Raw genomic sequence first — 20,714 nt, 5'->3', positions numbered from 1 at the left:
GGGCCGGCCTCCTCCCGGGAGCGGAGGCCTCACGGCCCGGCGAGGTACGCGCGCACCGTCGCCGCCGCCCCCTCCGCCATGATCCGCTCCAGCGCCCCGGTCACGAGCTCACGGAAGCCCGCGTGCTCCGGCAGGTCCTCGCCGAACACCTCCCTGACCGCCAGGAGCCGCCCCGCCACCCGCGCCGCGTCACCGGTGACCCTGAGCCGTTCCGCCAGCGGGTCGTCCACGGCGGCGGCCGTACTCACGTGTGCCATCCACCCCGCCACGACCAGCGCGATCCACCGCGGCTCGCGCCCGGCGGCGAGCAGTTCCCGGGCCGGGTCGAGCAGCCGCTGCGGCAGTTTCTGCGAGCCGTCCGCGGCGATCTGCGCGGTGCGGTGGCGCAGCTCGGGGTTGGCGAAACGCTCCAGCAGCGAGGCCTTGTACGCGCCCAGGTCCACGCCGTCAAGCTCCCCCAGGGTCGGCGTCACCTCGTCCATGAGGCGCACGAGCGCCTCACGGAGCTCGCCGAGCGCCTGCGCGACGTGCTCGCGCGCGCTGAGGTAGGCGAGCGCGGAGTGGCTGCCGTTCAGCAACCGCAACTTCATCACCTCGTACGGCCCCGCCCGCGCCACCAGCAACGCCCCCGCCTTCTCCCAAGCGGGCCGCCCGGCGGCGAAGTCGTCCTCGATCACCCACTGCAGGAACGGCTCGGCGACCACCGCGCCCCGATCCTCCAGCCCCAGCCGGGCCGCCGCCTCGGCCAGATCGGCGGGCGTGCTCGCGGGCACGATCCGGTCCACCATCGTGCAGGGGAAGCGGACCTGCTCGCCGACCCAGCCGAGCAGCCACGGCTCCGCGGCCTCCCTGACCAGGGCGGCCAGCCTGACCCCGTTGGAGGGCAGGTTGTCGCAGCTCAGCACCGTGATCGGCCCCGCGTCCGCGGCGGCTCTGGCCCGCAGCCCGCGCACGAGCCGGTCGACGGCGGGTCCCGCGCGGTATCCCTTCTCGGTGATCGTCACCGTGACCACCTGGGTGCCCGGCGCGGCCAGCCGGTCGGTGAGCAGGTCGTCGCCGGGCCGTAGCACCTCGGTCACCGCGCCGACGACGCGCAGGTCACCGCCCGCGCGCACGCTGTAGAGGCCGTCCTGCGGCCCGAGCCGCTCGGCCACGCCAGGGCCGCGCATGGTGGCGCCGCAGATCCCCCACCGGTCGTCGCCGGTGGCCGCCATCGCCTCCTCGGTGTAGACGGCCTGGTGCGCGCGGGCGAAGGCGCCGATCCCGAGATGCACGATCCCCGTCGCGCCCGGCCGGAAAGCCCCCTCATACGAGGTACGGCTGAGCCTCACCAATGGTGCATGCTCCCGTCCAGCAGCCGGTTGACCGGCAGGTAGGCCGGGTCGTACGGGTAGCGGGCGGCGAGCTTCTCGTCGATCTCCACCCCGAGCCCCGGCTCCTCCCCCGGATGCAGGTAGCCGTCGGCGAAGCGGTAGCCGTGCGGGAAGACCTCGTCGGTCATCTCGGTGTGGCGCATGTACTCCTGAATGCCGAAGTTCGGCACCGCGAGGTCCACGTGCAGCGCGGCCGACATGCACACCGGCGACAGGTCGGTGGCGCCGTGCGAGCCGGTCCTGACGTGGTAGAGGGCGGCCAGGTCGAAGATGCGGCGCAGGTGGGTGATGCCGCCCGCGTGCACGACCGTGGCGCGGATGTAGTCGATGAGCTGCTCGGTGATGAGCTGCCGGCAGTCCCAGATCGAGTTGAACACCTCGCCGACCGCGATCGGCGTCGTGGTGTGCTGCCTGATGATCCGGAAACCCTCCTGCAGCTCCGCCGGGACCGGGTCCTCGATCCAGAACGGCGCGTACTCCTCCAGGCTCGCGCCCAGCCTGGCCGCCTCGATCGGGGTCAGCCGGTGATGAACGTCGTGGAGCAGGTGGAGGTCGGGGCCGAAGCGGTCACGCGCGGCGGCGAACAGCTCGGGGACCGTGCGCAGGTACCGCTCGCTCGACCAGGTCGCCTCGACCGGCCGCTTGGCGGCGGCGGGCTCGTAGAACATCTTGTCCCGGCTGACGCCGTAGGTGACGGGCAGGCCGGGGACGCCGCACTGCACGCGCACCGCCTTGTAGCCGAGCTCGGTGTAGCGGGCCACCTCGTCCAGGACTTCCGGGACGGTCTCGCCGTTGGCGTGGCCGTACACCGTGACGCCGTCGCGGCAACGGCCGCCGAGCAGCTGGTACACCGGGAGCCCGGCCACCTTGCCCTTGATGTCCCACAGAGCGGTGTCGACGGCGGCGATCGCCGTCATCGTGACCGGGCCGCGCCGCCAGTAGGCGCCCCGGTAGAGGTAATTCCAGGTGTCCTCGATGCGGGCGGGGTCGCGGCCGATGAGCAGCGGGGCCACGTGGTCGCGCAGGTAGGACGCGACCGCCAGCTCGCGGCCGTTGAGCGTGGCGTCGCCGAGACCGGTCACCCCGTCGTCCGTGGTGATCTTCAGGGTGACGAAGTTGCGGCCCGGGCAGGTGACGATGACCCGCGCGTCGACGATCTTCATCCGTGTGCCTCCTGGTCGGCGAAGAGCGTACAGCGGGGGTGGGTGCGCAGGGCGGAGGCCGGGCAGGCGGTGGTGAGCGGGCCGTGCAGGGCGGCCCGGAGCGCGGCCTTCTTGCGCGCGCCCGGGACCGTGACCACCAGGCGGCGCGCCGCCAGCAGGGCGGGGACCGTCAGCGTGACGGCACGGCGCGGCACCTCGTCCAGGGTGGCGAAGCAGCCGTCGCTCACCTGCTGCCTGCGGCACGGCTCGTCCAGGTCGACCACCTTCACGGTGAGCGGGTCGGCGAAGTCGGCGACGGGCGGATCGTTGAAGGCCAGGTGGCCGTTGTCGCCGATGCCGAGGAAGGCCAGGTCGAGCGGGGCCCGCGCGAGCAGCGTGGCGTAGCGGTCCGCCGCGGCGGCCGGTTCGGCGCCCGGCACGATCTCGTGCACGGCCCCGGGCCTGACCTGCCCCCAGATCTCCTCCCGCAGAAAGGCCGCGAAACGCTGGGGCGCGTCCGCCGGCAGATCCACATACTCATCCAGATGGAACGCCACCACCCGCGACCAGTCGATGCCCGGGGCGGCACGCAGACCCGCGAGCATCTCGCGCTGCGACGGCGCCGCCGCGAAGGCCACCCGCGCCTCATCCTGGGCTCCCAGGACCTCGCGCAGAGCCTCGGCGGCGGCCAGCGCGGCCGCCGCGCCGGTGGCCGCCCGGTCGGCGTGGACGCTGACCCGCATCAGCCCTCCCCCAGTTCGACGATCTGCATGAGGTTCCTGGCGATGTGGTACGGATCTTTGACGGGCAGCGCCACCACCTCGTCGAGCGGCCGCCCGTCCCGGTCGCGGATCTGCACCCACTCCTCCCCGTCATCACGCCCGGGAAAGGTGTCCAGCGTGTAACCCCAGACCTCCCCGAACCACCTTTCCGCCGATTTATCGCCATATTTCACGGCGGCGAGGCGGGTGCTGTAGGCGGCCTCCGTGTGCACCCACCACAACTTCGTGGTCCACGTCCTGACGATCAGTTCCTCGTACGGCCCGCCGCCCCGCCGGCCCGTCACGTCGGTGTAGCGCAGCAGCCCGCCCCGCTGCACGTCCCAGCCGGTGGCGCAGAGCTTGGAGATGCTGTCCAGCACCCGCTCGTCGGCCCGGTGATCGCCCAGCAGTTCTCCGGCTTCCAGCATCATCCACGCGCCTTCGAGGGCGTGGCCGGGGTTGCGGTGCCTGGCCAGGACGGTGTCACGCTGCCCCGGATCGTCGACCAGGATCTCGGCGAACAACCCTGTCTCCTCCCGGTGCGCCAGAACCCCCTGGAGGGCCTCGGCAAGTTCCTCTCGCAACCCCGCGGCACCCCCACCCGCTTGACCTGTCGCCGCTTCCCCGGCATGGCCTGACGCCGCTCCCCCGGCTTGACCTGACGTCGCTTCCCCGGCATGGCCTGTCGCCGCTCCCCCGGCTTGACCTGTCGCCGCTCCCCTGGCATGGCCTGACGCCGCTTCCCCGGCTTGGCCTGACGCCGCTTCTTCCTGTTCTTCCTGGCTGGAGCGTGGGTGTCCGGTGGAGGGCGGCAGCTGGGCGGTGTGGGCGCGGAGCTGGTCGAGGCGGGCGTTGAGGAGGATCATGCGGGCGCCGAAGCCGGAGTGGCCAGGCGGCAGCGGGTAGGGCGGGGTCGGCGGGTCGCCGTTCGTGATGTCCCCGGCTGCCCTGGCCACGATCGGGTCCACCACGTCCAGCCACTCCGCCGAGCCGGTCTGCCGCGACAGCTCGGACAGGCCCATGGCCACGAAACAGTCGGCGTAGACGCTACGTTCGGAGGGCTTCTCGGTGCCCGTCTCGTCCAGGAGGTAGGCGCAGGTGCCGCCGGGCCGTACCGCGTGATCGACCAGGAAGCGGGCGCCGCGCTCGGCGTGGGCGAGCAGCTCCTGCGCGTCCAGGGTGAGCAGACCGCGCTCGGCGAGGCGGGCCGCGCGGGCCAGCAACCAGACGAAACGGCCCTGTGACCACGTGTACTTGTCGGTCGACAGCCTGGTCCTGCCCCGGTTGTCGAAGCAGGTGTAGTAGCCGCCGTTGACCTCGTCGATGCCGTTGGCCAGCCAGAACGGGAAGATGACGTCCTCGAGTTGCCGTCGTGCCGCGTGTTCCGGCCCCATGCTGCCCCTAGGGTCGTGAAATGAAAGCGATTGCATGGATTCTGTCTTCGCTAGAGTTACCCGTCAAGAAGGGAGCGTGAGGTGGGCCGCGCGACGATCTACTCCATCGCCGCCATGTGCGGGGTGTCGGCGGCGACCGTGTCCCGCGCGTTCAACCGGCCGGAGCTGGTCAGCCCCGTCGTGCGTGAACGGGTGCTGCGAGCCGCCCGCGAGCTCGACTACCAGCCCAGCTCGGCGGCGCGCGGGCTGGTCACGGGGCGGGCCGGGATGGTCGGGCTCCTCGTGCCCGACATCACCAACCCGTTCTTCCCGCTGCTGGTACGGGCCGTGCAGCGCACCGCCGACCGGATCGGCAGCGCGCTCATGCTCATCGACGCAGAGGAGAGCGCGGCCACCGAGGTACGCCTGGTGAACCAGCTCCGCGGCAAGGTCGACGGGGTGATCGCCGCCTCGCCGCGCTCGCCCGCGGCCGCCCTGCGCGAGGCGGCGGGCGACCTGCCGATCGTGCTGGTGAACCGGACGTTGCGGGAGATGTCCTCGGTGGTGTGCGACAACACGGTGGCGCTGTTCGACGCCGGGGAGCACCTGTACGGGCTGGGCCATCGTTTGTTCGCGCTGCTCGCGGGGCCGAGCGCGTCGTGGGCAGCGGGGCGGCGCTCGCAGGCCGTACGCCGGTGGGCGCGTGGGCGGGGCGTGGACCTGGTGGAGCTCGGGCCGTTCCGCGCCACGTACAAGGGCGGACGGCAGGCCGGTGAGGCCCTGATCGGCACCTCCGCCACGGCCGCGTTCGCCTTCGACGACCTGATGGCGTGCGGGGTGCTCGCCGAGCTGGCGGGGCGGGGGGTGTCGGTGCCCGGCGACCGCAGCGTGGTGGGCTGCGACGACGTCCTGCTCGCCCAGACGGTCACCCCCCGCCTGACCACGGTTTCGGCCCCCATGGACGACCTGGGCCAGACCGCCATGGAGGTCCTGACCCGGCACATCGAGGCCCCCGACGCACCCCCGGAGTCCCGCCGCCTGCCCGGCGTCTTCACCCCCCGCGACTCCACCGGCCCCACCCCGTAACAGCACACCGGCCGCTCACACGGGGGCCCGGCACACACACGGCGCACGCCCCCACGAGCGAGGCGACGCAAGGCGAGGCGGGGTGACACGAGGCACGGCGAGTCGAGGCATCGGGTGGCGTCGCGGCGCATGGCCACGCGACGCGTTATGGCGCATGGCGGGGCGTGGTGGCGTGGCGTCCGGCACGCACACGGTGCACGCCCCCGCGAGGGTGGTGAGGCGACTCAAGCCCTGGCTATGCGAGGCGTCGCGGGGTGGGGTGACGCGGGCTGGGGTGTGTCGGGCTGTGGGGTGGGGTGAAGAGGTCGGGGGGTTGACCTCGGACGAGAGGGCGGCCTAGATTCCGTGCAATCGCTTTCATGCCCCGGCCGGAGGAGTCGAGCCCGTGACCGGACCCGCCGCGCTCATGCGCGCCTACTTCGAGACGATCACCGACCTGCTGGCCCGCATCGAGGCCGAGGAGGCCGCCAACATCCAGGCCGCCGCCGCGCTGGTCGCCGACCATGCCGCGCGGGATCGGCTGATCTATGTGTACGGCCCCGGCGGCCATTCGAACCTCGCGGCGCAGGAGGTGTTCTTCAGGGCGGGCGGCCTGGTCAACGTCTCGGCCGTCCTGGACGAGGGCACCCTGCTGTCCGGCGGCGCCCTGCGTTCGATGGCCATGGAACGCACCCCCGGCTACGGCAGGCTCGTGGTCGAGGACAACCGGATCGGCGCGGACGACCTGCTCATCCTGGTCAACGCCTACGGGATCAACGCGGCGCTCATCGACGCGGCCCTGACGGCCGGGGAGCGCGGCGCCACGGTCGTCGGGGTGTCGTCGCGGGTCCACGCCGGCTCCACCGCGCCGGACCACCCGGCCCGCCATCCGTCAGGGAAGAACCTGCACGACCTCGTGGACGTGCACGTGGACACGAAGGTGCCGGTCGGCGACGCCGTACTGGAGATCGACGGGATCGCCGAGCGGGTCGGCGCGATCTCCACGTTCGCCAACGCCTACGCGCTCAACTGCCTGATGGCCGCGGCGATCGCGCTGCTGGCGGAGCGGGGCGCGAAGCCCGACATCTGGCGCAGCGGCAACGCGCCCGGCGGTGACGAGGCGAACGCCGTGTTCCTGCACCGCTTCCGTGGGCGTGTGCGCTGGTTGTGATCCTCAACCCCCCAAGGAGCCTCCATGGGCGTGCTCGACTGGTTGGTCATCTGCGGCTATTTCCTCGTCATGCTGGCGATCGGATGGTGGGCCAAGTCCCGCGTCCACGACGCCAGGGATTTCTTCACCGCCGGCGGCCGGATGCCGTGGTGGTTGTCCGGCATCTCGCATCACATGTCCGGCTACAGCGCCGCGGTGTTCGTCGGCAACGCGGCCATCGCCTACACGGCCGGTTTCACCCTGTACGTCTGGTGGGCGCTGGGCATCACGATCGCGATGCTGATCGGGTCGGCGTTGTTCGCGCCCCGGTGGCCGAGGCTGCGGCGGCGGCTGGGCATCATCTCGCCGCTGGAGTACCTGTCCACGCGCTACAACGTGCCCACCCAGCAGGTGCTGGCGTGGAGCGGCACCGCGCTGAAGGTCTTCGACGTGGGCGCCAAGTGGGCGGCGACGGCGCTGCTGCTGCAGGTGTTCGCCGGGGTGCCGATCGCGTGGGGCGTGCTGCTGACCGGCGGCGTGACGCTGATCTACTCGACGGTCGGCGGGCTGTGGGCGGACGCGCTGACCGACCTGGGGCAGTTCGTGATCCAGCTCGTCGCCGGGATCACGTTGTTCGTGGCGGTGCTGGCGAAGCTGGGCGGCGTACCGGCGATCTGGACTCTTTGGGACCGGCTGCCCGAGGGGCACGGGCAGCCGTTCAACGGCTCGTACACGATGGCGTTCGTCATGGTCTACCTGCTGATCAACACGCTGTCCTACAACGGCGGCACCTGGAACCTGGCCCAGCGCTTCATCGCCGCGCCCGACGGGGCGTCGGCGCGCCGGGCGGCGCTGCTGTCGGCGGGGCTGTACCTGGTCTGGCCGCTGGTGCTGTTCTTCCCGATGTGGGCGGCGCCGGTGCTGCTGCCGGGGCTGGCGCAGCCGGACCAGTCGTACGCGCTGCTCACCCAGTCCTTGTTGCCCGGCGGCCTGATCGGGCTGGTGCTGGCCGGGATGTTCGCGCACACGATGGCCATGACCTCCTCCGACGCCAACGCGATCTCCTCCGTGGTGATCCGCGACATCGTCCCCGCGGTCTGGAAGCGCGCCAGTCACCTGTCCTCGGCCACGGAGCTGCTGGCGGGGCGGGTGGCGACGTTCCTGTTCATCGCGTTGTCGATGGGCATCGCGCTGACCGCCGACAGCTTCGGCGGGGTGCTGGGGCTGATCATCCTGTGGTTCGGCGCGCTGGTCGGGCCGATCGCGATCCCGATGCTGCTGGGCATGCTGCCGGCCTTCCGGCGCTGCGGGCCGTTCGCGGCGATCGCCTCGTGGGCCACGGGCCTGGTCGTGTTCGCGCTGGTCAAGTATGTCGTGGTGGTTCCGCGGTGGGTGGAGGTCGGCGGGCCGGTGCTGTGCTCATTGGCGGTGTTCGTGCTCGTCGGCCTCCTGCTGCCGTGGCGCGGTCAGGAGGCCGACGAGCTCGTGGACTCGCTGGGCGGCGAGACCGAGGTCAGCGCCCGAGCCTGATCCGGACGAGGTTGCGGGCCTTCAGCGCGTAGAGCGTGTCGCCGTCGGCGGCGCCGGAGTCGTCGCTGACCAGGGCGCTGGTGCCGCCCTCCCAGGCTCGCGCGGGTCGAGGCGGACACGCCGCTCTCGCCGTGGCTCTGGGTCCAGCCGGTGAGGCCGCTTTCGAAGCCGTGGTTGGTCATCAGGATGTCGGCCGACGCGGGGGCGGCGGCGAGGGTGGCGACGATCAGGAGCAGGGCGGCTGAGGCGTGTCTCACGGCGCGCTCCCTTGGGGGGATATTTACGGCCCAGGCCGTTATTTGCGCAATTCGTATCACGCGCGCGCGGAAGCGAGCAAGAGTGGTGCCCGCCCCTCAACGGAGCGGGCACCCGTGCCTCAACCCTTGTGCCGGTAGTCGGCCGCGACGCCGATCAGGCTGATGAGCCCGGTGGCGAACTCCAGCGCCTCCTGGTGCCCCTCCTCGAAGGGCGGCTGGAAGCCGACTCCCTGCCACGTCTTCGTGACCGGGTCCCAGATGTCGCTGCCGACCTCGAAGTCCCAGCCGTAGACGCCGTAGTCGTACCAGAGCTCGTCGGCGGAGTTGCCCGCCGCCGAGTACAGCACGTCGGTGACCGGACCCGTCTGCTGCGGCCAGGTCACGGTGCCGCGCGAGGAGGCGATGGCCTCCTCGATCGTCCGCGCCGACTTGAGGAAGTAGGCCTCCTCACTGGCGCTCGGCCGGGGCAGCGTGACCCGGCCGTCGAGCTTGTAGGCGCCGGGCGGCCACATGAAGTAGCCGCCGTAGCTGTGGACGTTGAGCGCGAACTTGATGTTGCGGAAGGTCTTGGCCAGCCAGATCACGTTGCGGCTCTCGGCCTCGGAGTGCTCGGCGGGGCCCGCGTAGTTGCCGCTCTGGCAGTTCGCCGAGGCGCCGAAGTAGCCGTCGAACAGCGAGCCGGTGGCGTAGTTGCGGTTGATGTCCACGCCCCACGTGTTGCGCAGGGCCGGGTCGGCCTGCTGCGCGGGGCAGTAGTTGACCATGTTCTTCCGCTGCATGTTGAAGTCGTAGAAGCTGTAGTTGGCGCCGTCCGGGTTGACCGTCGGCACGATGAAGATGTCCGTGCGGTTCAGCAGCCTGCGGGTGGCCGGGTCGCGATGGTAGTTGCGCAGCAGCCGCTCGGCCGCCTCGATCGTGACCAGCGGGGTCACCCATTCACGCGCGTGTTCCTGGGCGTAGGCGAGCACGCCGGTGCGCGAGCCGTCCCGCCGCTCGCCGACGCGCAGTGCCAGCACCGTGGCGGGCTTGCGCGAGACGCTCGCGGGCGCCTTCAGGAAGTCGGTCAGCTGGGTGAGCGCCGCGGCCGCCACCACGCCGGTCCCCGGGTCGTTGCGGTACGGCGCCGCCTTGACCAGCGTGCCGGCACCGGCGTTGATCGCGGCGATGACCTGGGCCGCGGTGCTGGCGAGCGCGCCGGTGGGCCCGGTGGCCAGACTCACCGAGATGATCTTGCCGTTGACGGTCACCCGCAGCGGACGGTCGGGCGCGCCCGGGTCCACCAGTTCCACGGCCAGGTCGTTGCCGCCCTCGGAGCCGTAGGCCAGCGAGCTGACCACCACGGTCCCGAACTGGGCCTGGGCGTGGCGGCGGTAGCCGTTCGTCTTGTTGGGCAGGGCGATGATGTCGGTCAGGCGGGGATAGCGCCGGTGCAGCGCCCGTACGCGCTCGTTGAGCTGGTCGGGCGTCATGTACTGGGTGATGAAGTCCTTCTGGTACCCGGGCACGTTGCGGTCGGGCCGCTCGCCGTCCGGCCATTCCTTGACCCGGGCCTGCGCGGTGCCGCCACCGGCCGAGGTGACGGTGACCCACTGCGGGCGGCTCGCGACCGATGACGGCGTCGCGAACTGGTGCCCGAGATAGGCGCCCGCGTCCACGTACGCGACCATCGGCACCTGGCCGCCGCTCCCTCTGGAGCCGCGCCAGGCGGCGGTCAGCACGGCGGACCCGCCCGCGCTGCTGGTCGCCTCGACCGACAGGAAGTAGCCGTCGCGCGTCTTCCACCGGACGGCGCGCTCGATCACGATCTGGTCGGCGACGGCGGCGCCCTTGTCCTGGGGCGGGGCGGGCGCGGGGGCGGCCGGGTCGGCCTTGGCGACGCCGAGCGGCCGGAGTTCGGCCAGCTGGCTCGGGGTGAGGACGGCGTCGACCCGGATGCTGCCGTCCGGTTGCGGGCGTACCCGCTCGGTGAGGTCGGTGCCCTGGGCGACCAGGCGTTCGAGGGTCGCGCGGTCGGGGACCGAGAGGGTCATGAGGGAGGCGGGTTCCGGTTCCGCCGGGGGCGCCGCCGTCATGGCGGCGGGCACGGCAGGGGTCGCGGACAGGACGGTTATCAGGGTTAACGCGAGGACACTTGCTGACGCACGTAAGCCACGCATGGCTCCTCCTAGATCAGCCTAGGAGATCATTGAAAGCCGCGGCGGCACGCCCGGCAAGGCTCGCGTGCTCGCATGGGCGCCATGGAAAGCGATTTCCAGGCGCGGTCGCCCTTTCCCACCTGCGCCCTTACGACTGTGGCGGCTCCCCTCATCTCCACCGAGGGCTACGTGGTGCTGAAGGGCGAGGGCACGCCGGCCACCCTCAGCGGCCAGGGGTGCGCGAGCACCCGCCGGAGCCGGGCACGGTGGCGTGGTCAGACCTTGGTGATCCGCACCGCGTCCGCGATCACGTAGCCGGTGGTGGAGGTCCACCTGCTGACGCCGACGACGTTCGCGGTGCCCGCGGGCAGCGTGAAGGTGCCGAGTCCGCGCCACGTACCGCCGCCCGTCCGCTGGTCGACCCTGATGGTCTGCCCCGCCACAAGGTACGGCGTGGCGCTGTTGTACCCCGGATCGGCCGGATACCAGACCTCGACCCGGTAGCTGCCCGCCGCCGGGATCGCCGCGCTGAACCACGCCGGGTCGCTGGCCGCCACCGGCGGGGCGTACCGGTAGTCGGCGCCGTGACGCTGCGCGGAGAAGGTTGAGGTGCCCCAGTTCGCCCCGGCGGTGAACCCGGCGCCCGCGTTGTCGACGATGACGCTGAACGTGCCGCCGCCGCCCCCGTTCACCACCCGGCCCGCACTCTGGCCGCTCTCCTGGTGGGTCCGGTTGAGCGCGCTCACGTAGTAGGTGTACGTGCTGCCCGCGGCGGCGGTGGCGTCGGTGAACGTGGTGGCGCGGGTGGTGGTCAGCAGGTTGCGCGCGTCGGCGAAGAAGCACGGGTCGGCGGCGGGCGAGCCGTTCACCCGGTAGACGGCGTAGGCGGTGCCGCCGCCCTGCCAGGCGAGCGCCACGCCGCCGCTGCCGCGGGTGGCCGAGGTGATCGTCGGTGCGCCCGGCGCCGCCGCCGAGCCGTGCTCGGGCAGGAGGGCGGGCTTGGTGTAGTGGGCGGCGGTCATCGTGGAGACGCTGTTGATCCGGTTGGCCTTGACGTCCTTGGCGCTGAAGAAGACGTCGCCGCGTACCTCGGGATGCCCGCGGTTGTAGGTGAGGTGGTCCGACAGCTCGGCGGTGCGTTGCCAGGCGGGGTCGACGCCGGCGCGGTAGGCGGCCTGGCCCACGTAGAGGTGCACGTCCGTGCCCCTGACGACACCGGCCCACCAGGCGGTCAGCACCTTGTAGTCGGCGACGTTGTAGCCGATGTGCCAGTAGAGCTGGGGCGTGATGTAGTCGAGCCAGCCTTCCTTCACCCACCGCCGCGAGTCCGCATATATCGCGTCATAGGACTGCAGGCCGGAGGTGTTGGAGCCGAGCGGGTCCGTGCCCGCGTTCCGCCAGATGCCGAACGGGCTGACGCCGAACCGCACGTGCGCCTTGGCCGCGTGGATGCGCCGGCCCAGCTCCTTGATCAGCAGGTTGACGTTGTCGCGCCGCCAGTCGTTGATGTTGGTGAACCCGTTGGGGTACTGCGCGAACGTGCCCGAGTCGGGGATCGCCTGCCCGCTGACCGGATACGGATAGAAGTAGTCGTCCAGGTGCACGCCGTCCACGTCGTACTTGGTGACCGCGTCCATCATCGCGTCCTGGATGAAGGATCGTACGGCGGGAATGCCGGGGTTGTAGTAGAGCTTGCCGCCGTACGCGAAGCGCCAGCCGGGGTTCTTCCTGGCCGGATGGGTGGAGATGAGGCGGTTCGGGTCGGCGTGGTTGGCGACCCGGTACGGGTTGAACCAGGCGTGGAACTCCAGGTTCCTGGCATGCGCCTCGGCCACCATGAAGGCCATGGGGTCGTAACCGGGATTGCCCCCTTGTGTCCCGGTCAGCCAGTTCGACCACGGCTCGAACGGCGACGGCCAGAACGCGTCGGCCGTCGGCCTGACCTGCACCACGACGGCGTTCATCCGCTTCTGCACCGCCAGGTCCAGCCATGAGCGGAACTCGGCCTGCTGCGCCGCCACACTCAGCCCGGTGGCGCTGGGCCAGTCGATGTTGGCGACACTGGCCACCCACATCGCGCGGAACTGCCGCTTGGGCGTGGCCGGATCCACGGCGCAGGCCACGGCCGCGGTGGAGGAGACCGAGGCGGCGGCCGGCGCCGGGTTGAGGAGAACCGTGAGGAGGAGGGCAAGGACGGCTAAGACACCACGACCTGTCGTCACGAAAGAAAGCTTCTTCTCCCTATCAGTCCCTGTCAATAATCTCCCGCTGCGCCTGGTAAAGGTCCTGGACGCGTGGCCGTACCCCGTGATCGCCCTGGAAGGTCTCCAGGTCACCGGTGAAGTCGGGGGTGAGCTCGCTGCCGCCGTTCGCGCCCTGGATGCCGATCGACACGCTGCGCGGTGCCACGTCGGCGATGGTCAGGGCGTACGGGCTGCCGCCGGTGACGCGGACGTTCCAGTGGGCGACGCGCGCGCCGAACAACGGCCCCGAGGCGCCGGAGCCGCCGACCCGGCCGTTGTTGACCAGGGTGATGTCGGTCCTGACGTTCTCGAACGGCAGGCCGCGGTGGGTGTCGAAGGTGCCCTCGGCCATGGTGCCGCGCCGCCAGACGTTGCCGGAGGACAGCCCCTCCAGGTTGAGGCCGTGGTGCACGGCGCCCGCGGGCACGGGGACGGTGAAGGCCTCGATCTCGAAGTCCTCGACCAGATTGTCGTGCGACTGCATCCGGCAGGCGAAGCTGTGGTGCGCGGCCCGGCCGCCCACGGACACGCGGCTGAGCGTGTTCGACTTGGCCGTGGTGAAACCGAAGCCCAGGTCGCAGTTCTCCACCCGGACGTCGTAGGCCCAGCAGTCGTGCACCGCCTGGAAGCAGACGCCGTTGGAGCCGGGGTGCCTGTTGTGCGCGGTCATCGGGAGGACGGCGTTGCGTACGGTCAGGCGCTCGACGCCGCTGTCGTGCACGGTCGGGCCCAGGGCGCGCAGCCGGGCCGGCCATTCCGGGCGCAGGTCGTAGCGGATCGGCTCGGCCAGCCTGACCAGGCGCGGGCCCAGGACGGCCGCCACCCTGACCGGCCACTGGAGGGACGAATACTGCACGTACTGCCCGCCGGATCCGGTCACCAGCTGCGGCGCGCGGCGCGGCCAGTCATAGGTCCGGGTGCCCGGGACGTCACCGGCCACGTGCTTCAGCAGCCCCGCGTCGGGCCGGTTCTCGGTCTCCAGCAGCACCATGTCGCCCGCGCGGAGCTTGGCGGTGCCGGAGACCATGAGCGTGCGCGCGCCGCGGGTGGCCGCCGACACTTCGGCGAGCGTCTCGCCCATCAGCCAGTTCTCGGTGCCGGCGAAGTCCTCCGACTCCGACAACGCCCGGCGCTCCGGGGAGATGAACCACACCTGGCCGCCCGTCCACGACCAGCGGCTGTTGCCGTTGGACTGGCGGGCGGGCCGGTAGCCGTCGTCGAGGCTCCTGGCGAAACGCAGGATCGTCCGCTCCCGGCCCGAGCCGCGCAGGACCACGTTCGACCAGTGCATGAAGACCGGGGAGTTCAGCAGGTACGTGCCGGGCGGCACCAGCACGACGCCGCCGCCCCGCTCCCCCGCCGCCTTGAGCGCGGCGTTGAAGGCCGGGGCGCAGTCGGTGCTCCCGTCGGCCCTGGCACCGTGGTCGGTCACCTTCGTCACCACGCGCCCGTGTCTGGGCAGCCTGGATCCGAGGCGGTATCCGGCGCGGGAGACGTCGGGGACGAGCGGGTGCGCGCCGGGTGCCGCGGCCCACTGTTCCAGCAGCGCGGCCGAGTCGTCCTTGGGTCCTCGGTCCTGTTCTGACAAGGCCCCCCGGGCGGGGGCGGCGAGCGCGGGGACCGCCGCGGCGGCCACCGCCACGCCCAGCAGGGCGCGGCGGGTCACGGTGTCGTGCATGGCGGAGCTCCTCAGGGTGCGTCAGCCGGATCCTCAGGGTCGGCCGAGCGAGAGCCGGTCCAGGTCGGGGGCGGAACCGGTGTCGTTGTGGATCTTGATGGTGTTCTGCCCGGCGCCGAGCGTCACCGGGACCCTCGTGGTGTACGGCGTGTTGTTGCCGACGCCGTCCACCTGGACCTCGACCGGCGTGCCGCCGTTGACGGTGACGAAGAACGACCGGGGGCCGTTGACCGTGTAGTCGGCGAACAGCGTGTAGGTCCCGGCCGAGGGCACGCCCACGTTCTCGAACAGCACGTACGCGTCCGGTCCGCCGCCCAGGTTGCGCACCTTCTGCCCGCCGGAGCACGGGCCGCAGCCGGTGATGCCGGCGCTGCCGAGCCGGTTGGCCGAGTCCTCGGCCTCGCGCATCCACACCCGGTCGGCCGGGCGGGGCCGTACCCGGACCTGCTTGGAGGTCTGGGCGGGGCGGCCGAGCACCTGGAAGGCCGCGGTGATCGGGATGTCGGCCGGGGTGATGTCCCGGCCGGGCGGCGAGGTGAGCGTCCAGGTCGCCGAGAGCGTCTGGCCGAGCCGCAGCGTGGCCGCGGTCGCCGGGTCGCCCTGGACCGTCCAGCCCTGCGGGGCCGTCGGCGCCAGCCTGACCTGGTCGAGCTGGTCGTCGGCGTCCAGGCGCAGCGTGGCCGAGACCTTGATCGCCTGCTGACCCGGACCCGCCCACTGCAGGCCGCCCGGCTCGACGGTCAGCGTCGTGGTCGGAACCTGGGAGGCGGGTGGCAGGGGCGCGACCCCGATCCGGTCGATCCCGGCCGCGCTCGCCGACAGCACGATCGTGTTCGCGCCCTTCTTGAGCGGTACGGCCAGCGCCGTGGAGACCGGCACGTCCTTGGCGTCGGCCTTCACCGGGACCTCGATCGCCGCGGCCCCGTTCACCGCGACCTTCACCGAGGTGTCCGTGCCGGAGGTGTGGTCGAGCCGCAGCCGGTAGGTCCCGTCCTCCGGCACCGTCACGTCGTCGAAGGTCAGCGTGCCATGTCGCAGGCCGGTGACCCGGACGTGGCCGGAGCAGGTGCGGCACAGGTCGGGGCGGGCGCCGCGCGCGCGGTCGGCGTGCTCGGCCTCCAGGGGCGCGGCGGGGCCGGCCGAGAACGGGTGGGCGTAGGCGACCTTGATCTCGTCGATCTGCAACTGGCGGTGGTAGCGCGGGGCCTGCGGGCCGCCCCAGGTGTTGAGCACCTCCAGCTTGACGTAGCGGGCCTTCTGCTCGCCGAGGTCGATGAAACGCACCCCGCGGGCGCTGGGCAGGGCGCCGGTGCGTACGGGGCTGCCCCAGTCCTTGCCGTCGGAGCTCAGGAAGACGCGGTAGTCCTTGATCCGCGCGGAGTCCTCGGGGCGGCCGAAGCTCTCGCGGGCGTAGGTGGGCGACCATTCGCGCTGGTTGACCGCCAGCGAGGTGAGAACGCGGCGGCGGCCCAGGTCGAGGGTGGTGGAGGCAGGGAGCTGGCCCTTGTTATCCCAGTAAGTCGAGAAATCTCCGTCTACGAGTTCTGGTGCGGTGGCGCGGATCTTGTCGTGGTAGAAGCGCTGGCCCGCTGTCTCGACCTTGAAGACGGTGTCGTACGGGTCCCAGTCGGTGATGCCCAGGATCGTCAGGTGCCCGGCCGACTGGTGGAAGCGCAGGCTCTCGCCGGTGCGCAGGTCGCTGACGCGGGTGACCCAGTATCCGTTGTCGCGCAGCCGTACGTGGTCGGTGCGGGGGCGGGTCACCACGTGGACGTACTGGGTGCGCGCGCCCGGCTCCACCGTGACCACCCCGTGGGCGCCGTCGTTCCAGAAGCCGGGCTGCAGTCCGCCGTACATGTACCCGCCACCCTCGGTGCCGTAGAGAGACGAGCGGATGGGCGGAACCCAACCGGCCATGAAGTCGTTGAACGCCTCCTGCTGCGGCGGGAACCTCCCGTTGACCATCGGGGTCTCGGCCATGAGCGACTTCATGGACGAGCCCGCGTTGGTGATGTAGCGGCCGGTGCTGAGCCGGGTGTCGACGGGGTGGTCGCCGCCGTCGTACCACCACTGGCCCGTGGTCGGCAGCTTGTAGTCCGCCTCGACCAGGCGCGGCATCGGCGTCCACGCGGCCTGCGGGTAGTCGTAGGACGGGGTCATGCCGGTCTTCTGCTCGTTGCTGACCGTGTCCATGATCGGCGTGTCCTCGTTGTTGTTGCTCAGCAACCAGGACGGGCGCCGTTCCCTGATCTGCTCGTAGAGCCGGTTCCGCTCCCAGTAGGCGTTGTCGTTGTCGATCCAGAAGCCGGCCAGGTCCGCGTAGTTCTCCATGACCTCGAAGAACAGGTCGTAGGAGTACATGCCGAAGCCGTCGCGCGTGGTCAGGTCCACCTGCCGGCCCTTGTAGGCGGAGTAGGCGGCCGAGTCGAGTGTCTGGACGCCCTGCTCGCTGTGCCACTGCGGGTCGTCGGTCATGTAGAGGATGATCCGCACGCCCTTGGCCTTGCCGGCCGCCACCAGCTCACCGAGCAGGTCGCGCTCCGTGGCACAGCTTCCCGGGATCTTGGACGGCCACGGGCGGGCGTACCCGAGCCTGCTGTGGAAGGTCGCGAGCACGATGTACGAAGCGCCGAGCTTACGCGCCTCGTCCACCCAGTAGCCGGCGGTCCAGCCGCCCCCGGTGACGTCGCGCTCCCAGGCGGCGCAGTCGAGGTGGCGGGGGGCGGTGAACATGCCCCAGTGCAGGAAGAGCCCGGCGGTGGAGTCGCGCATCCACTTCTGACGTGGATGCTCGGCCTCCGCGAGGGCGGGTGGGGCCCAGAGCAGGCCGGATAACAGGACCAGGATGACGGCGAGCGCGCGAGATCGCATGGCACCTCCAGACATCCGATGATTACAAGCGGTTGCAACGCGGTCAAGCGTGCGGCCGCCTAGATCGAGGCGCGGATGATCGCGGCGATCGAGCGGTCCACGTCGGCCTCGGTGGTGGTGGCGTTCGCCACCGAGATCCGCATCAGCCGCCGTCCCCGCCAGGTCGTGCCGCCCACCCAGCAGGTGCCGTCCGCCTGGACCGCCGCCACCACCCGGTCCGTACGCGCGTCGTCGCCGAACCCGACCAGGACCTGGTTGAGCACCACCTCGTTGACCACCTCGAACCCGGCCGCGCCCAGCCCGTCCGCGAACCGGCGGGCCAGCGCGCAGCAGCGCTCGACCAGCGCCGCGACCCCGTCGCGCCCCAGCTCCCGCAGCCCGGCCCACACCGCGAACCCTCGGGCCCGCCGCGAGGACTCCGCGGTGAGGTCCGCGCCCTCCGGCGCACCACCCGACCCGACCAGGTACGCGGCCGCGTAGGACATCGCCGCCCCATGCGCCTCGGGCCGCGCGCAGAAGGCGAACCCCGAGTCATAGGGAAGGTTCAGCCACTTGTGCCCGTCGCAGGCCCAGGAATCCGCCAGTTCCACGCCGTCCACCAGGTGCCGGGTGGCGGGGCCGGCCGCCGCCCACAGTCCGAACGCCCCGTCCACGTGCGCCCACCCGCCGTACCGGTGGACCAGCTCGCACGCCTCCCTGAGCCGGTCGCAGGCGCCGGTGTTCACGTTGCCCGCCTGAAGACAGACGATGAGGGGCCCGGCGCGCAACCTTTCCCGCAGTGACCCGAGGTCTATGGCGCCGTTCGCGTCGGCCGGCACCGGCTCCAGCACATCGGTCCCGAGGCCGAGCAGCCGCAGCGACCGGTCGATCGTCCCGTGCCGCTCCGCTCCGGCGAGCACCCGGATCGGCGGCGCGCCGGGCAGCCCGCGCCGTTCCACGTCCCAGCCCGCCTCCGCGAGCACCTGGTGCCGCGCGGCGGCCAGGCCGACGGTGTTGGCCGCCTGACATCCCGTGACGAACCCCACCGAAGCCGACGCCGGAATCCCCAGCAGCTCCTTCAGCCAGCCCCCGGCGACGGCCTCGGCCGCGAGCGCCGCGGGCGAGGAGACGGCGTTGGTCGCCATCTGGTCCCAGCCGGTGGCGAGGATCTCGGCCGCGCTCGCCGCCGGCAGGGCGCCGCCGACCACGAACCCGAAGTACCGGGGCCCCGCACTCGCGACCAGGCCGGGCGCGGCGGCGGCGAGCAGTTCGGCCAGCACCCGCTCCGGCGGAGTGGGACCGTCGGGCAACGTCCCGGAGAACGCCTCGACCAGCGCGCCCTGATCGACGGGCACGCCGACGGGCCGGTCCGGCAGTGAGCGGCGGTAGCCGGCCCCATGCTCGGCGGCCAGGCGGAACAGACGGCTCAGGTCCTCCACCCGCGCACCATATCCGCTACAGCGACTCCACGAACCGCGACATCCCGGCCAGCCACCGGTCGGGGTCGTCGGCCTTGCGCCGCACGTACTCGGGCACCTCGGGGTGCGGGAAGATGAAGAACCGCTCCGCCTCGACACCCGCGACGACGGCGGCCGCGACCTCCTCCGGCTCCAGGATCGGGCCGGAGGCGCCGACCGCCCGCGCGGTGAGGTGGTCCTCCTCGACGCCGCGCCGGAGCATCCCGGTCCGCACGCCCTGCGGGCACAGGACGCTGACCCTGACGCCCTTGCCGGCGTAGTGGATGGAGACCCATTCGGCGAAGGAGATCGCCGCCGCCTTGGTGACCGCGTAGGGGGCGTCGCCGGGGCAGCTGATCAGCCCGGCCGCCGAGCACGTGTTGACCAGGTAGCCACCGCCCCGCTCGACCATGCCGGGCACCACGGCGCGAGCGGCGTACACGTGCGCCATGACGTTGACCCCGAACAACGTGCCCCACTCCGCGTCGCTCGCGTCCAGGCCGTGTCCGGCGATGACGCCGGCGTTGGAGCAGAAGAGGTCGACGGGCCCGAAGGGCGTGCTCGCCAGCGCCGCGACCTCGCCCTCGACGGACACATCCGCCTGTACGGCCACCGCCCGCTCGCCGATCTCCTTGGCCACGGCGGCGGCGCCGTCACCGTCCAGGTCGGCGACGACGATCCCGGCGGCACCCTCGGCGGCGAAGCGCAGTGCCATCGCCCGCCCGATCCCGCCCGCCGCTCCGGTGACCACGGCGACCTTGCCCCTGATGTGCATACACCACGCTCCTGTACCGACCAGCCGGTATCCAGAACCTAGTTCTCCTCACGCCGGGGCGTCAATCGCCATCAGCTCCTCGCACACGCCCAGCAGCCGCCCGCGCAGCGGCGCCGCCCGCTCCGCGAACCCCCGCTGCAGCGCGGCGTACTCGGTCCGCCCCGCCACCGTCTCGATCGGGATCGGCCGGTAGCCGAGTGCGCCCAGGTCGTACGGGCTGGCGCGCATGTCCACCTCACGGATCTCCCGCGCCAGCGCGAAGCAGTCGGCGATCAGCTCGCTCGGCACCAGCGGCGACAGCTTGTAGGCCCACTTGTAGAGGTCCATGTTCGCGTGCAGGCAGCCGGGTTGTTCCATCTCGGCCTGCCGTTCGCGGGTGGGCTCCAGCACGTTCAGCGGCCGGGCCGCCTCGGTGAAGAACCGGAACGCGTCGAAGTGGCTGCAGCGCACCCCGCGCGCCTCCACCACCGCCGCGATCTCCTTGGGCGCCATCCTGAGGGGCTGTCTGGCGTGCCGTACCGCATCGGTGCGATAGACCATCGCCCACTCGTGCATCCCGAAACACCCGAACTGTCCGGTACGGCCGGCCGTCGCCCCCAGCAGCCGCGCCGTCCACTCGACCATGGCCAGCCGCTTGTCCAGCAGGCTCTCCGTGTCCAGTCGCTGCCCGCCCTCGACGTCCACGTACTCGGCCCCGAGGCCCTCGGCCCCCAGCAGCACGACCCCGGCGCCCGGATGCCAGCGGCGCAGCTTCGCCGGGCGGAAGCTGTAGTAGCTGAACAGGAAGTCCTCGACCGGATGCGTCTCGCGCTCCTGCCGCCTGCGCAGATGCGGCCCGACCCAGGCGTCCACCCGGCGCTCGTGCGCCTCGGCCCGCCGCCGCCACTCCCGCTCCTCCAGCGTCTCCACCGCATCATGGTAGGAA

The 20,714-nt window shown here is 71.8% G+C and carries 14 protein-coding genes; 3 read left to right on the top strand and 11 right to left on the bottom strand.

From position 1 onward, the window contains the following. Positions 1–29: 29 nt before the first annotated feature. The 4 genes from ACIBKY_RS05945 to ACIBKY_RS05930 are packed head-to-tail and all read right to left on the bottom strand — an operon-like array spanning position 30 to position 4,670. Positions 30–1,331 (bottom strand): mannitol dehydrogenase family protein, encoded by a 1,302-nt coding sequence (locus tag ACIBKY_RS05945; RefSeq protein WP_397094758.1) that lies wholly within the window; start codon positions 1,329–1,331, stop codon positions 30–32. Then, entirely contained in the window at positions 1,328–2,536 is a 1,209-nt protein-coding gene (gene manD, locus ACIBKY_RS05940) for a D-mannonate dehydratase ManD (protein WP_397094757.1), read from the bottom strand. The genes ACIBKY_RS05945 and manD overlap by 4 nt, the downstream gene beginning before the upstream one ends. After that, entirely contained in the window at positions 2,533–3,258 is a 726-nt protein-coding gene (locus ACIBKY_RS05935; RefSeq protein WP_397094755.1) for a 6-phosphogluconolactonase, read from the bottom strand. Before ACIBKY_RS05935 ends, manD begins: the two co-directional genes overlap by 4 nt. After that, the gene (locus ACIBKY_RS05930) at positions 3,258–4,670 is read right to left on the bottom strand and encodes an AGE family epimerase/isomerase (protein WP_397094754.1); all 1,413 of its coding nucleotides are present in this window, start codon (positions 4,668–4,670) and stop codon (positions 3,258–3,260) included. The genes ACIBKY_RS05935 and ACIBKY_RS05930 overlap by 1 nt, the downstream gene beginning before the upstream one ends. A gap of 81 nt (positions 4,671–4,751) precedes the next feature. Between ACIBKY_RS05930 and ACIBKY_RS05925 the strand changes: the two genes are divergently transcribed. The 3 genes from ACIBKY_RS05925 (at position 4,752) to ACIBKY_RS05915 (ending at position 8,394) form a co-directional block, all read left to right on the top strand. Beyond that, positions 4,752–5,735: a LacI family DNA-binding transcriptional regulator gene (locus tag ACIBKY_RS05925; protein ID WP_397094753.1), complete on the top strand. Its 984-nt coding sequence runs from the start codon at positions 4,752–4,754 to the stop codon at positions 5,733–5,735. A gap of 385 nt (positions 5,736–6,120) precedes the next feature. Further along, complete coding sequence (locus ACIBKY_RS05920; protein ID WP_397094752.1) at positions 6,121–6,885, top strand: sugar isomerase domain-containing protein; 765 nt, start codon at positions 6,121–6,123, stop codon at positions 6,883–6,885. A 24-nt stretch (positions 6,886–6,909) separates the two neighbouring features. Beyond that, a complete protein-coding gene (locus ACIBKY_RS05915; RefSeq protein WP_397094751.1) occupies positions 6,910–8,394 on the top strand; it encodes a sodium:solute symporter family protein in 1,485 nt (494 codons plus the stop codon). 376 nt (positions 8,395–8,770) lie between these two features. On the opposite strand, the gene ACIBKY_RS05910 is transcribed toward ACIBKY_RS05915, so the two are convergent. From ACIBKY_RS05910 to ACIBKY_RS05880, 7 genes are all read right to left on the bottom strand, one after another. Next, positions 8,771–10,807, bottom strand: a complete 2,037-nt coding sequence (locus tag ACIBKY_RS05910; RefSeq protein WP_397094749.1) for a M14 family metallopeptidase — start codon at positions 10,805–10,807, stop codon at positions 8,771–8,773. A 254-nt stretch (positions 10,808–11,061) separates the two neighbouring features. Further along, on the bottom strand, positions 11,062–13,008 hold the full coding sequence (locus tag ACIBKY_RS05905) for a family 10 glycosylhydrolase (RefSeq protein WP_397094747.1): 1,947 nt from the start codon (positions 13,006–13,008) through the stop codon (positions 11,062–11,064). Between the two features lie 22 nt (positions 13,009–13,030). Then, positions 13,031–14,707: a glycosyl hydrolase family 28-related protein gene (locus ACIBKY_RS05900; RefSeq protein WP_397094746.1), complete on the bottom strand. Its 1,677-nt coding sequence runs from the start codon at positions 14,705–14,707 to the stop codon at positions 13,031–13,033. A gap of 33 nt (positions 14,708–14,740) precedes the next feature. Beyond that, on the bottom strand, positions 14,741–17,578 hold the full coding sequence (locus ACIBKY_RS05895; protein WP_397094744.1) for an alpha-L-fucosidase: 2,838 nt from the start codon (positions 17,576–17,578) through the stop codon (positions 14,741–14,743). Between the two features lie 59 nt (positions 17,579–17,637). Continuing rightward, entirely contained in the window at positions 17,638–18,996 is a 1,359-nt protein-coding gene (locus ACIBKY_RS05890) for a pyridoxal phosphate-dependent decarboxylase family protein (RefSeq protein ID WP_397094742.1), read from the bottom strand. A gap of 16 nt (positions 18,997–19,012) precedes the next feature. Next, positions 19,013–19,789, bottom strand: a complete 777-nt coding sequence (locus tag ACIBKY_RS05885) for an SDR family oxidoreductase (RefSeq protein ID WP_397094740.1) — start codon at positions 19,787–19,789, stop codon at positions 19,013–19,015. 48 nt (positions 19,790–19,837) lie between these two features. Next, complete coding sequence (locus tag ACIBKY_RS05880) at positions 19,838–20,698, bottom strand: 3-methyladenine DNA glycosylase (protein WP_397094738.1); 861 nt, start codon at positions 20,696–20,698, stop codon at positions 19,838–19,840. Between the last annotated feature and the right edge of the window lie 16 nt (positions 20,699–20,714).

The organism is Nonomuraea sp. NPDC050394, assembly GCF_044459065.1.
GTDB lineage: Bacteria > Actinomycetota > Actinomycetes > Streptosporangiales > Streptosporangiaceae > Nonomuraea.
The sequence above is the reverse complement of the archived record's forward strand: the minus strand, read 5'-3'. Positions and strand labels throughout refer to the sequence as shown.

Coding starts and splice junctions, on each gene's coding strand:
- ACIBKY_RS05915 (WP_397094751.1), top strand. CDS start 6,910: ATGGGCGTGCTCGACTGGTTGGTCATCTGCGGCTATTTCCTCGTCATG.
- ACIBKY_RS05910 (WP_397094749.1), bottom strand. CDS start 10,807: ATGCGTGGCTTACGTGCGTCAGCAAGTGTCCTCGCGTTAACCCTGATA.
- ACIBKY_RS05885 (WP_397094740.1), bottom strand. CDS start 19,789: ATGCACATCAGGGGCAAGGTCGCCGTGGTCACCGGAGCGGCGGGCGGG.
- manD (WP_397094757.1), bottom strand. CDS start 2,536: ATGAAGATCGTCGACGCGCGGGTCATCGTCACCTGCCCGGGCCGCAAC.
- ACIBKY_RS05900 (WP_397094746.1), bottom strand. CDS start 14,707: ATGCACGACACCGTGACCCGCCGCGCCCTGCTGGGCGTGGCGGTGGCC.
- ACIBKY_RS05935 (WP_397094755.1), bottom strand. CDS start 3,258: ATGCGGGTCAGCGTCCACGCCGACCGGGCGGCCACCGGCGCGGCGGCC.
- ACIBKY_RS05930 (WP_397094754.1), bottom strand. CDS start 4,670: ATGGGGCCGGAACACGCGGCACGACGGCAACTCGAGGACGTCATCTTC.
- ACIBKY_RS05895 (WP_397094744.1), bottom strand. CDS start 17,578: ATGCGATCTCGCGCGCTCGCCGTCATCCTGGTCCTGTTATCCGGCCTG.